The 12,641-nt window shown below is 29.8% G+C and carries 14 protein-coding genes and 4 pseudogenes; 13 read left to right on the top strand and 5 right to left on the bottom strand.

Annotation, left to right across the window (positions count from 1 at the left end):
- Positions 1-12 precede the first annotated feature (12 nt).
- Positions 13-126, top strand: a pseudogene (locus MJ_RS09945) (ATP-binding protein); the annotation flags it as partial.
- Here the strand turns inward: MJ_RS09945 and MJ_RS09940 are convergent.
- Positions 102-326: pseudogene (locus tag MJ_RS09940) on the bottom strand (radical SAM protein); the annotation flags it as partial. The pseudogenes MJ_RS09945 and MJ_RS09940 overlap by 25 nt on opposite strands.
- Between MJ_RS09940 and MJ_RS09325 the strand changes: the two are divergent.
- The 10 genes and pseudogenes from MJ_RS09325 to MJ_RS04345 all read left to right on the top strand — a co-directional run.
- A pseudogene (locus MJ_RS09325) lies at positions 321-882 on the top strand (ATP-binding protein); the annotation flags it as partial. The pseudogenes MJ_RS09940 and MJ_RS09325 overlap by 6 nt on opposite strands.
- A gap of 43 nt (positions 883-925) precedes the next feature.
- A pseudogene (locus MJ_RS09935) lies at positions 926-979 on the top strand (hypothetical protein); the annotation flags it as partial.
- A gap of 65 nt (positions 980-1,044) precedes the next feature.
- Positions 1,045-1,656 (top strand): OB-fold nucleic acid binding domain-containing protein, encoded by a 612-nt coding sequence (locus MJ_RS04380; RefSeq protein ID WP_010870329.1) that lies wholly within the window; start codon positions 1,045-1,047, stop codon positions 1,654-1,656.
- 2 nt (positions 1,657-1,658) lie between these two features.
- Positions 1,659-2,279 (top strand): archaetidylserine decarboxylase, encoded by a 621-nt coding sequence (locus MJ_RS04375; protein ID WP_010870328.1) that lies wholly within the window; start codon positions 1,659-1,661, stop codon positions 2,277-2,279.
- Positions 2,236-3,129: a hypothetical protein gene (locus MJ_RS04370; protein ID WP_010870327.1), complete on the top strand. Its 894-nt coding sequence runs from the start codon at positions 2,236-2,238 to the stop codon at positions 3,127-3,129. Before MJ_RS04375 ends, MJ_RS04370 begins: the two co-directional genes overlap by 44 nt.
- A gap of 76 nt (positions 3,130-3,205) precedes the next feature.
- Positions 3,206-4,084 (top strand): tyramine--L-glutamate ligase, encoded by an 879-nt coding sequence (gene mfnD / locus MJ_RS04365; RefSeq protein WP_064496636.1) that lies wholly within the window; start codon positions 3,206-3,208, stop codon positions 4,082-4,084.
- Between the two features lie 73 nt (positions 4,085-4,157).
- The gene (locus MJ_RS04360) at positions 4,158-5,213 is read left to right on the top strand and encodes a deoxyhypusine synthase (RefSeq protein WP_064496932.1); all 1,056 of its coding nucleotides are present in this window, start codon (positions 4,158-4,160) and stop codon (positions 5,211-5,213) included.
- Between the two features lie 4 nt (positions 5,214-5,217).
- On the top strand, positions 5,218-5,967 hold the full coding sequence (gene cobJ / locus MJ_RS04355) for a precorrin-3B C(17)-methyltransferase (protein WP_010870324.1): 750 nt from the start codon (positions 5,218-5,220) through the stop codon (positions 5,965-5,967).
- 10 nt (positions 5,968-5,977) lie between these two features.
- A complete protein-coding gene (locus tag MJ_RS04350; RefSeq protein ID WP_010870323.1) occupies positions 5,978-7,099 on the top strand; it encodes an AAA family ATPase in 1,122 nt (373 codons plus the stop codon).
- Positions 7,100-7,102: 3 nt separating this feature from the next.
- Positions 7,103-8,422 (top strand): vWA domain-containing protein, encoded by a 1,320-nt coding sequence (locus tag MJ_RS04345; RefSeq protein WP_010870322.1) that lies wholly within the window; start codon positions 7,103-7,105, stop codon positions 8,420-8,422.
- A gap of 97 nt (positions 8,423-8,519) precedes the next feature.
- On the opposite strand, the gene MJ_RS04340 is transcribed toward MJ_RS04345, so the two are convergent.
- Positions 8,520-9,125 (bottom strand): TIGR00296 family protein, encoded by a 606-nt coding sequence (locus tag MJ_RS04340; protein WP_064496635.1) that lies wholly within the window; start codon positions 9,123-9,125, stop codon positions 8,520-8,522.
- Positions 9,126-9,249: 124 nt separating this feature from the next.
- Positions 9,250-9,741: an acylphosphatase gene (locus tag MJ_RS04335; protein WP_064496634.1), complete on the bottom strand. Its 492-nt coding sequence runs from the start codon at positions 9,739-9,741 to the stop codon at positions 9,250-9,252.
- Positions 9,742-9,960: 219 nt separating this feature from the next.
- On the opposite strand from MJ_RS04335, the gene MJ_RS04330 reads away from it, so the two are divergent.
- Both MJ_RS04330 and MJ_RS04325 read left to right on the top strand, forming a co-directional pair.
- Positions 9,961-10,218: a hypothetical protein gene (locus MJ_RS04330; protein WP_064496633.1), complete on the top strand. Its 258-nt coding sequence runs from the start codon at positions 9,961-9,963 to the stop codon at positions 10,216-10,218.
- Between the two features lie 204 nt (positions 10,219-10,422).
- A complete protein-coding gene (locus MJ_RS04325; RefSeq protein WP_010870319.1) occupies positions 10,423-10,839 on the top strand; it encodes a hypothetical protein in 417 nt (138 codons plus the stop codon).
- Between the two features lie 131 nt (positions 10,840-10,970).
- On the opposite strand, the gene amrS is transcribed toward MJ_RS04325, so the two are convergent.
- Together amrS and MJ_RS04315 are read right to left on the bottom strand one after the other, a co-directional pair.
- Entirely contained in the window at positions 10,971-11,972 is a 1,002-nt protein-coding gene (amrS, locus tag MJ_RS04320; protein WP_010870318.1) for an AmmeMemoRadiSam system radical SAM enzyme, read from the bottom strand.
- Positions 11,973-12,104: 132 nt separating this feature from the next.
- Complete coding sequence (locus MJ_RS04315) at positions 12,105-12,629, bottom strand: chorismate--pyruvate lyase family protein (protein ID WP_064496632.1); 525 nt, start codon at positions 12,627-12,629, stop codon at positions 12,105-12,107.
- Between the last annotated feature and the right edge of the window lie 12 nt (positions 12,630-12,641).

Genomic DNA, 12,641 nt, shown 5'->3' with positions numbered 1-12,641 from the left:
ATTGGTGAAATTATGAAATTTTTTAACAGAGAGAAAGAGATTAACAAAATCTTATCAATTATAGAAGGAGAGCCAAATTTAATTTATTTTATCTATGGTTCTTTAAACAGTGGGAAATTCAACCTAACAGAAGAAACCCAGTTCATATACTCTATTGTAGTTACTGATGGTTTGTTTTCATAAATAGTTCCTTTTTGTGGATTTAGAGAGTAGAAGGTAATTCTATTTAAATCCAACTCCTCAATTAAATTTAATAACTTCTCAATATCTTCCTCTTTTTCTCCTAATCCTAATATTATTGTTATCCCTGTCTTTAAACCCAATTCTTAGTTGCTTTAACTAAAGTCCAACATTTATGCCATGTTTTTTGTTTATCGTCGGATAGTTTATTTATTGAATATGTTTATAAGACTGGAGAGTTAGAAGGAAGAGCTGATTATATTTTAGTGGATGACTTTGATAAAGAGACCGCAATAAAATTTATGGATTTTTTAGCTGAAGAGATTCTAAATAAAAAATTATCTGAGGATGAGAAAGAATTAATTTATTCCTATGTTGGTGGGAAGCCAATTAATAGAAATTGTTATTGATAGTTTAAGATATGAAAACTTAAAAGAAATTTTAGATGAAATGTTTAGAGATGAAGTTCAAAAATTAAAATATTTCTTAGAGGATGTTAAAGAAGAGGATGAGGAACTTTATAATAAAATAGTTGATGCATTAAAACTGTTTAAAGAAAATTATGAAATTGAGGATATAAAAATACCTAAAAAAATTAGAGTGTTCTTAGTTAAGAATAACATCTTATTCTTAAATCCACAAAAAGGGAGTTTAAAACCGCAGAGTTATCTTGTCTGGAACGCTATAAAGATGTTATTATAGTAAGATATATATTCAATTTTGATGAAACTTTTTCTAAAAGTTTCTTTTAAAACCTCAAAGCTTTTTAATTTGGAACGCTATAAAAAGATTACTATAATTTATTAGGATAATCCTGCCTTATTAAAAAATAGCAAGTTACTAAAGAATTTCTAAAGTGATATAATGAAACTAACTGAAAAAAACATTACTTTATTTGCTCTAACTTGTTTTGTAATTATATCTACTACGTGGCTATTTTTAAACCCAATTCAACCAAAAGAAAAGCATATAGCTGAAATAAAAGAAGGAGATTATGTCGTTATAAAAGGATATATCCAAGAGATGTATGTTAAAAGAGATAAATATAGACACGTTATTAATATTTCAAGAATTGTTATAAATGATGGCACTGGAAATTTGGATGTTGTTGCTTTTGGTAAGACAAGAGAAGAACTTTTAACCTACATACTAAGCTATAATCCTATGATTAAAGAAGGAGATTATATCGAAGTTAAAGGAAGGGTAACCTTATATAAGGGGAAGTATGAAATAATTTTAAATAATATTAAGGATTTCAAACTTCTAAAAAAGAATAACTTTGAGAGAGATATTTATCTATCTCCAACACCAACAGGTATCTACGCTTCAAAGTATGGAAAAAAATACCACACTTCAAAAAACTGTCCTTATGGAAAAAGATTAAAAGAGGAAAATATAATATATTTTTATTCTGAAGATGATGCAAAGGCACTTGGTTATGAAAAATGTAAGTGGTGTGAAGAACATGGTGGTTAATTATGGGAAAATATAAAAAATTCTTCGCCATAGCTGTTTGTTCTCTACTGTTATTTACTGTTTATTTTTATAGAGACCCAGATAGAGTAATAACAAAAGGAAATAACATAATTTTATCTCCAGCTGATGGGACTGTTGAATATATAAAATTCTACGAAAATGGAAATCCAGAGGTTTTTAAAGATGGGAATTGTTATGTTTTAAATGTTTCAAGATACTTCCCAAACGGATGCTATGTTGTTGGTATCTTCATGTCTCCGTTGGATGTGCATGTTAATAGAGCTCCGATAGGTGGGAGGATAGTATATATAAAACATATTGATGGTAGTTTTTACCCTGCATTCTTAGAAGGTGTGGAGAAGATAAATGAGAGAAATATAGTGATTATAAAAAATGGTTCTGAATATGTTGGAGTGGTTCAAATAGCCGGATTTGTTGCAAGGAGATGCTGGTTAAGCATAAAAGAGGGAGAATGTATTAATATGGGGCAAAAAATAGGAATGATAAAACTTGGTTCTCAAACAGCAGTAATAATCCCAGCCAACTACAATATAACAGTTAAAGTAGGAGAGAGGGTGTATGCAGGACAAACAATTATTGCAGTTAAAAGAACAGATAATTAATGATATTAAAAAAAGAGTTTTAAAGATTAGAGAAGATTTAGGACTGAAGAAGGTAGAGTTTGATATTGTAGATATTGAGATAGAAGGGAAAGTTTTAATTATTTACACAAAAAACAGAACTGACAAATCAACAATTATTGGACCTGGCGGCTGGGTAGTTGGAAAATTAAGGGAGGAGATGAAAAATAGATTTGAGATTATAAGGGTTGAGGATTATACTGACAAAGTTTTATTTGAAGAAATTGTAAAGGCAATTAAATCTTTATTTGATGATGAAGTTATCCAAGACATCTGTAACTATTTTTTATACAGAAAGATTCCTAAAGAGAAAAAGAATATTATATGCTTAATTCACTGCCAATATGATTTATATGCCTTAGATATTTTATCAAATATTTTTAATGTTAAAGCAATAACTTATGATTTCCCAGCATTAATCCCAAATAAAACCAAGAAGAAGATTGCTAATTTTTTAAATAATAAAGATATAGGCCATAAATTTTTAAAATTAGACATTACAAAGGATAAGATAAAAAATCTTATTGATTCCTTTCCCTACGGATTTTTAAAAGATAAGATTATAGAAGATTTAGAGGGCTACGTATTTACAAGCTGTTTAGATACTGCAGTTTTTAAATATAATAAAGGAACGATTATAAACTTTTTTGAACTCTTTCCAATAAAAATTAAAAAGGATGAGAATTATTTAAATTACTGTCCTCTATGCATTCAAAGTTGTAAAATTGATAAAAATAAAGAGAAGTTTATAAAAAAGGTAGTTAAAGAGGTTTATAAAGGCTTTAAAGAACCAACAGATGCATCTGAAGAAATTTTATCAATGATAAAATAAAATATTTGCCTATACTTAAAATTAATAATTGCTGTTACTCCAATCTATCTTAATAACAAAAATTATGGTGATACAGTTGATATTATTTTTCGAATATGCCCTTGCGTCTGGTTTTGAGGATAAAAACATTTTAAAAGAAGGGAAAATGATGTTTGATACACTATTAAAGCAATTTTTGGAGATTGATAAAGTTATATCTTTACTCTATAAAGATTTTGTTGATAATTATATAGATTTTAAAAACCTTGAAATAGTTAAGATTAAAAAAGAAAATGAAATTGAAAATAAGCTAAAATCTCTCTTAAAATCTGAAAATATTGATTATGCATTAGTTGTAGCTCCAGAAGATGAAGACATTTTATATAATTTAACAAAAATCATTGAAAGTTATCCAGTAAAAAATCTTGGATGTTCTTCTGAAGCAATAAAAATAGCTGGAAACAAATATTTAACTTACTTAGCAATAAAAGATGCCGTAAAGACACCAAAAACATTTCCACCAAAAAAATATGTAGTAAAAAAGATAGATAGCTGTGGAGGGAAATTTAATTTATTTGATGAGAATTTTTTAATTCAGGAATTTATTGATGGAGAAAATCTATCTGTCTCTTTGATTGTTGGTAAAAAAATCCATCCATTATCTTTAAATAGGCAGTATATTGATAAGAGGGGCTTTGTTGGTGGAGAGGTGAATATTAATCATAAATTAAAAGATAAAATATTTAACGAAGCAATTAAAGCAGTTAAATGCATAAATGGCTTAAATGGATATGTTGGTGTTGATGTAATAGTAAATAATGACGGTATATACATTATAGAAATAAATCCAAGAATCACAACAACAATTTATGGGCTAAAAACAAACCCAAGTTTGGCAGAGTTATTAATTAAAAATGCAAACAATGAAGAACTAAAATTTAAAGTAAAGGGAGAAAAATTTACAATAGACAAATAAATCCGGTGATGATTGTATGAGAGACATAAAGGATAATCCAATAAGAAGAGGCATTGCCGAGCAAAGCGAGGCAATGCATCCCGGGTATACCAATAGGGCGAAGCCCTATGGTTGTAAGAGAGATCCAAAGGATATCGTGCTTAAGGAGAGTGAAGATATTGAAGGGATAGCAATTGAAGGTCCTTGGTTAGAGGATGATATAAGCTTAGAAGAAATAATTAAGAAATACTACCTAAAAATTGGGTTTCAAGCATCACATATTGGAAAAGCAATAAAAATCTGGAAACATATTGAAGAGAAAAGAAAAAAAGGAGATGAAATAACGGTATTTTTTGGATATACATCAAATATTGTATCTTCTGGATTGAGAGAGATTATAGCATACCTTGTAAAACATAAAAAGATTGATATTATCGTTACAACAGCTGGAGGAGTTGAAGAAGATTTTATAAAATGCTTAAAGCCTTTTATATTGGGAGATTGGGAAGTAGATGGAAAAATGTTAAGAGAGAAGGGAATAAATAGAATTGGAAACATCTTTGTCCCAAATGACAGATATATAGCGTTTGAAGAATATATGATGGAATTTTTTGAAGAAATTTTAAATTTACAGAGAGAGACTGGAAAAATCATTACAGCAAGTGAATTTTGCTATAAATTAGGAGAATTTATGGATAAAAAATTAAAAAGTAAAGAAAAGGAAAAATCAATATTATATTGGGCATATAAAAACAACATCCCAATATTCTGCCCAGCAATAACAGATGGTTCAATTGGAGACATGCTATATTTCTTTAAAAAGTATAATAAAGATGAAGAGTTGAAAATAGATGTTGCCAACGATATTGTAAAGCTAAATGATATAGCCATAAACTCTAAGGAGACAGCATGTATTGTTTTAGGTGGTTCTCTGCCAAAGCATAGCATTATAAATGCAAATCTATTTAGAGAAGGAACAGATTATGCAATATATGTCACCACTGCCTTGCCTTGGGATGGTTCTTTAAGCGGAGCTCCACCTGAAGAAGGTGTATCGTGGGGAAAAATTGGGGCTAAGGCGGATTATGTTGAAATTTGGGGAGATGCAACAATAATATTCCCATTATTGGTTTATTGTGTGATGAAGTGATAGTATGCTGTATGTTGTAGGTATAGGAAGCGGTAATGAGAGGCATTTTACAAAAGAGGCTGAGGAGATTTTAAATAAAGTGGATTTAATAGTGTGTTATAAAAATTACAAAAAGTTTGTTGAGAGGCTTAACAAGCCAATATATACAACTGGAATGACAAGGGAAATTGATAGAGTTGATTATGCCTTAAAAGAGGCTAAAGATAAAGATGTTGCATTAGTTTCAAGTGGTGATGCAACAATTTATGGCTTAGCTTCGTTAGCTTATGAGATAAACGCAGTTAAAGGTTATAACGTAGATATAAAGGTTGTTCCAGGGATAACCGCATGTTCATTAGCTTCAGCAATCTTAGGAAGTCCGTTAAATCATGATTTTGTTGTTATAAGCTTTAGTGATTTATTAACCCCTTTAGAGACAATATTAAAGAGGTTTAGATGTGCGTTAGAGGGAGATTTTGTTATATGCATATACAATCCACTAAGTAAAAGGAGGAAAGAACCATTCTTAAAAGCTATGGAAATATTGGCTGAGTTTGCAAAGGATAAAGATTATATAATTGGGATAGTTAAAAATGCTGGTAGAAATAAAGAAGAAGTTGTAATTACAAACTTCAAAGATCTTTATAAAAACTTAGAAAAATACTTGGAGTTTATAGACATGAATACAATATTAATCATTGGTAATTCTTCAACAAAGATTATCAATGGCAAGATGATTACACCAAGAGGCTATTTAGATAAATATAAAATTTAGGTGAAAAATTATGCTTGAAAAAATCAGAGAGGAGTTAAACTCATATTTTTTAGAAAGGAGGGAGGAGATTGATATTGCTTTAACTTCAATCTTGGCTAATGAACATACTGTATTTTTAGGAAATCCAGGAGTAGCTAAATCACAATTAATTAGGGCTATAGCTTCCCATATAAACGCCAACTACTTTGAAAAACTTATAACAAGATTCACAACCGAAGATGAGTTATTCGGCCCTTTAAGCATTAAAGAGTTAAAGGATAATGACAGATTCGTTAGAAAAACATCTGGTTATCTACCAACTGCAGAAATAGCATTCTTAGATGAAGTTTTTAAGGCTAACAGTTCAATATTAAACGCTTTATTATCAATAATCAATGAGAGGATTTATCACAATGGAGATAGGATTGAGAAAGTTCCTTTGATAAGTTTATTCGGTGCTTCAAACGAACTACCAGAAGAGAATGAGTTATTAGCATTTTATGATAGATTTTTGTTTAGAAAAGTGGTTAGGGGAATAAGAAGCTATGAAAATCTCTCAAAGTTGATTGATTTAGAGGAAGAATATAAGCCAAAAACTATAATTGATGTTGAAGATGTTAAAAAAATGCAGAATGAAGCGTTAAAGGTTGATATTTCAAATATAAAAGATGATTTAATTAAAATAAAATTGTCTCTTGAAAGTGAGGGAATAAGAATCTCTGACAGGAGATTTAAGAAGTCAGTTAAAGCAGTTAAGTGCTTTGCCTATCTAAACGGCAAAGAAAAAGCTGATGAAAATGATTTAGACATTTTGAGGCATATCTATTGGAATGAGCCAGATGAGTTCTATAAGGTTTCAGTAGAAATTTTTAAAATATCAAATCACTTTGCTGGATTTGCATTAGAACAGAGGGAAATTTTAGACAGCTTAATGAATGAGATAAAGAAAATCAACAAAGATAGAATTAAATTGGGAGGAATAGAATATAGAAAATGCCTTGAGATTTTAGGGAAGTTGAATAGCATGTCCATAACTTTAAAAGATGTTAAAAATAAAGCAATTGAGGCTAACAAACCTTATGAACTTGTTGAAGATGTTTTAAAAGAGGTAGAGGGCTTTAAAAAGTATGTTGAAGGGTTATTGAAGGGATAAGTTATGAAAAACATTATAAAGCACGATGCTTATGATAAAAAGGCTTATGAGAGATTTTTAAAGAACAGCAAATATTTGCAAAAACTCATTAGTTATTATTCTCAATATCATCCAATTCATGAAAAATTGGCTGAAGACACATTTTATGCATTCTTTAAATATGTTGTTGAATTCAATGAGTATGTTGAAGAAAAATTTAAGATAAACAAGGCTATATTAGAGGGAGCTATAAAAAATATTGAGTATGAGAAGAGTAAGCTATTAACTGAACTGGATGAGGTAAATGCTGGAACTGCCACAATAATGTTCTGTGAGAAATTCTTTGAAAACTTAAAACTTGCAAAACTAAATAAAGAGTTAAAGAAATTTGCATCTGAAGGAAAAGGAGAGGGGTTAGAGGATAAATTAAAAGAAATAGCCAAAAATACTATGAAAGATATAGCAGAGGAGGTTTCTGAAGTTATACAAGGATTCAATGCCGTTGAAAACTTTGGGAAAGGGGAGGGAGATAAAAAGCTACTATCGCCAGAGGATAGGATAAAGTTGGCAGATAAAATCTTGCAAAACAAAAAGATTAGAGAGATTGTTAAAAAACTTGGTAAGTTGAGATTGTTGGCTATAAATGAATATAAATCAAAGATTAAGCACTACTCTGGAGAAATTTATTCAACAAAAATTGGGAGGGATTTAAAGCATCTACTTCCAAAAGAAATCGTCAATCTTTCAGATGAGATTCTATATTATGACTTTTTAAGAAGATTCGTTGATAAAAAGCTCTTAATCTATGATATTCAGAATAAGTTGGAGAAGCAGAAAGGACCTATAATTATTTTATTAGACCACAGTGGTTCAATGTATGGAGATAGGGAGATTTGGGGGAAGGCCGTTGCTTTATCCATAATAGAGATTGCCAAGAGGGAAAATAGAGATATCTACTACATTGCCTTTGATGATGGAGTTAGATTTGAGAAGAAGATAAATCCAAAAACTATAACATTTGATGAAATAATTGAAATAGCATCATTATATTTTGGTGGAGGAACAAACTTTATAATGCCGTTGAATAGGGCTATGAGTATAATAAAAGAGCATGAGACATTTAAAAATGCTGACATCTTGCTTATAACTGACGGTTATGCTGAAGTGAATGATGTATTTTTAAAAGAGTTTGATAAGTTTAAAAATGAGTATAATGCTAAATTAATCTCTGTGTTTGTTGAAACATTCCCAACTGAAACTTTAAAGGCTATTTCTGATGAGGTAATAAAGGTTTATGATTTGGCAGATGAAGAGGCAAGGAAGATTTATAAATCTATATCTTAAATCTTAAATCACAATAATAAAATGTTTAAGGGAAAGTTGATGCCCAAAAGGGAATCTAAATACCCTATTCAATATATAAACTGTAATAAATCCTATTCTAAAGCAATTTTTTCTCAATAACTTCTCCTCTTGGCTCAACCTCTTCAAATATTTGAGCTTCAAACCTATAAATCTTAACTCCCTCAGCCAGCCACATATCTGGTGGTAGTCCAGCTTTTAAGCAGAGATGAGCTAAATACTCTTCAACATCCCATCCATACTCTACTGGCACTTGTGGCAATAAAAGCCCTCTATAAAAGCCATATTCAATAATTAAGCCATCTCTACCAATTTTTATTTTTTCCAAATACTCTTTTGGATGATTAACTTTAATAAGTTCTGGAGGAGTTAATATACTTACCTCAACCACGATGCTATCCATCTCTTCCAATGTTACTGGAGGAAACCTTGGGTCTTTTGTTGCCGCACTTATTGCTGCCTCCTCTAAAGCCTCAATTAATGGCATTATTGGTTCTGGAATCCCTATACAACCTCTAAGTTCTTTATCTGGATAAGTATGTAATGTGCAAAAACATCCCCTTTTTTCATTAAATACCTCTGGATAACTCTCTATAACTATTTTTTTACCAGCCAAATAATTTTCTATAACTGCTCTTGCATATCTTACAGCAAAAGTTCCTTCTTCTAAGGTTAATAGTCTCATAATTCCCACCAATAAAAATTGATAAAAATAACTAAAGAAATAGTAACGCTCAGCTGTCCCAGGTTTCATCACAGTTCAGTGAAGTCGGCACTCATCATCGCGTTAATATTTTTAAAGAATATTTTTAAAGTTTATCTTTTATATCCTTTAGAGTGTCTTTAATTTCATTTAGTATTCTTGTATGCTCACTTAATATTTCAACTGTTTTTACATGCATATCCTTAATTTCCAATAACACTTTTTTATGCTCTTCTAATTCAGCAAATATTAGCTTTATGTATTTAACTCCTTCATCTAATTTTTTGTTTAATTCCAATATATCATCAGAGGACAATCTACTAATACCTTCTGGAAACTCAATGTAAGTATTTAATCTTTTTTCTTCTATTTTTTCAATTTCAATTAATTTATCTTTCTTTTCTAACCTCTCAATGTATTTTTTAAATAATTCTTTATCTTCCTCATCATCAAAGTTTGCTAAGATTCTAACAGTCCCATCCTTATAGTTATAAATAATCCCATTAATGCCTAAACCTTTTCCAATATTTTCAATTCTATCTCTAAATCCTACGTGTTGAACTTTTCCGTAAATTTTTAACTCATAAGTTGTTGGCATAATTATCACCATAATAAGTTATTTTGTGTTGATTATAGTTATAGTTTTTGGTTGATTTACACCTTTAAAATTCTTTAATTGTGGAAAAGTGTGGCAAAAAAAAAACAATTTAGTAATATATTTATATAATTTGATATAGAATTTTTATTGATTTTTATAAGCATAATTGTTCAAAAATTGATGTTTGATACCTACTAAAATCAAAAAGAGAGGGGAATTATGGTTGTAATGCAATCTATAACCTTTGTAGTCAAAAAAATAAGCCCAATAAAATATGTTTCAAAAGGTGCATATATCGAATGTGAAACTGATAAAGGAAAAATTGCTATTTGGGGGAGTAGCAATAATATGACAAATATTCAAAAAGTGCAGAATGCTAATACACCATTCACACTTACTTCTGATAGATATGTCAATCCGTCATGGATTCAACATAAATATTGGATACCCGAGTCAGCAAATATCGTAATTAAATAAAAAAGAAGAATATAATTTAAGATAACATGCCATCAATGCATATCTTATGATGTTTCGCTTTTAGAACAGTACTTTTTTGTTGAGTATATAAACCATGTAATAAAAGCGGACAAGTCCTTGATTAAGTTAAAGTTATTGCACTACTTAGTTATTAAATCTAGGGAAAAGTGAATATGGATAATTAATTCCCTATGTGGTGATAAGATGCTTAAGGAGATTAAGAATGATTATGATAAAATTCGAGAGAAAATGACGCAAAAGATACAAGAACTAAATCAACAAATAACACAAATTAAGAAACAAATACAAATTATAGAGCAGAATAATTTATCAGATCAACAAAATCAGACGATTCAAAAAATAAAACGACAAATATATTCAATAGAATTTGATATACTAAGAGTAGAATCTAACAGAAGTAATATGATCTATAGTAAAACATTTGAAGACATGTGCGAATATCTTGATTCACATAGTGGCATTGGCAGGATCTTTGCAGAAAGTTTTATGAGAGAAATAGAAAAAAATATACAGCTAATGAAACAATTAGTAATGATGGAGGATCAAATAATAAAAATTAAGCAAGAAATACGAATGATAGAAAAAGATCTCAAAATTTAATATAATAGTAAATATTCTCATTTATCTTTGTCTAAAAACCTATCCAAAGTTATTTAGCTTCTTTCTTTTTCAACTCATTTTTTGAATCTCTAACTACCTTCATAATCCTCAAAATCATAAAAAATATTACATTATAAAACTATATCAATCTTCTCTCCACAAATCTTACATCTTTTAGTTTCTACATCTAAATTAATTATTTTGGCGTTGAATATATATCTTTCTATCAACAAAGCTCCACAGTTTGGGCAATAAGTGTTTTCTCCCTCATGCCCTGGAACATTTCCAATATAAACATACTTAAGCCCCTCTTCTATAGCCAAATTCCTTGCCATCTCTAAGGTTTCTATAGGCGTTGGAGGAACATCAGTTAGTTTATAATCTGGATGAAACCTTGAGAAGTGTAGAGGGGTTTCTCTCCCTAACTCATCCCTTACAAAGTGTATTATAAATAATAAATCATCTATGTTGTCATTGTAGTTAGGAACAATTAAATTCGTTACCTCTACCCAAATTCCTAATTTTTTTGCTAATTTGCAGGTTTCTAAGACAGGCTCTAACGTAGCTTTACACACTTTCTTATAAAAATCAGCATTCCCTTTAATATCTATATTCATTGCATCCACTGGAAGGGCTTTTAATGGCTCTTTCTCAATATAGCCGTTGGTTATCATTACATTGAACATTCCATTTTCCCTTGCTATAACTGAAGTGTCATACATGAACTCATAATATACTGTTGGTTCTGTATAGGTGTAAGATATTCCGGGGCAGTTGTATCTTATAGCAACTTCAACAATCTCTTCTGGTGTCATCTCTCTATAAGGAATTTCATCTGGCGGAAATTGAGAAATTGTCCAATTTTGGCAGTGCAAACATCTAAAGTTACATCCTCCAATTGCTAAAGAAACTACTTGAGTTGTTGGATAGAAGTGGAATAATGGCTTTTTTTCTATTGGGTCAATTGCTAAAGAACAAACTTTCCCATAACCAACAGCATATAAAACTCCATTGATATTTTCTCTATTCCAACAAAAACCCCTCTCCCCTTCTTTTATAATACAGTGTCTTGGACAGATATGGCATCTAACCTTATTGTCATCTAATTTTTCATAGAACATTGCTTCTCTCATAATTTCCCTCTAACGGCAAATATCTCTGTAAGAAACTTTAAGAAAGTTGAAAAACTACGGTTTTGTAGCTTGAAGCTTACGCTTCGATTTCATYAAAATGGATGCATTGCTTCCGTAAGGAAGCAATGCCTCTTAATCTATACTGTAAGTATTTTTTACTAACTTTCCTCTAACGGCAAATATCTCAGTAATTTCCATCAATACTTTATTTTTATATATTATATTATATGTTCTTTTTGGTAATCTACTATAATTTGTTTTTAAAAGTGATTTTAAATAATCATCAATTTCAGCAATTCCTATATATTTAATCTCTCTCCTTGTTTCTAAGTTGTGTTTTCTTATAATTTTACCTATGGGAATATCTGCAGATAGTAAATCTCTCTTTATCTCCTCTCTAAGGTTCTCTTCCTCAATATTTTTAAATGGTGTTTTTGATACTGCATAAACTAAAGGTATATTATTGACTTTGAGAATAACCTCTCTATAGTTTGTGTTAGCAACAATTTTTTGGTTAATTGTCTCTACTCTACACTCCCCTTCAAATAAAATTTCTAAGATGTTTGTTACACTTCCGTCAGTTCCTAAGAGTATCTTTTCCTCATTCAATAAAGGAAATGTTTTATTTAGCTTAGCTATTTCTTTATAAATAATCATAAATATCAACCT

Source organism: Methanocaldococcus jannaschii DSM 2661 (assembly GCF_000091665.1).
GTDB lineage: Archaea > AGJL01 > Methanococci > Methanococcales > Methanocaldococcaceae > Methanocaldococcus > Methanocaldococcus jannaschii.
The sequence above is the reverse complement of the archived record's forward strand: the minus strand, read 5'-3'. Positions and strand labels throughout refer to the sequence as shown.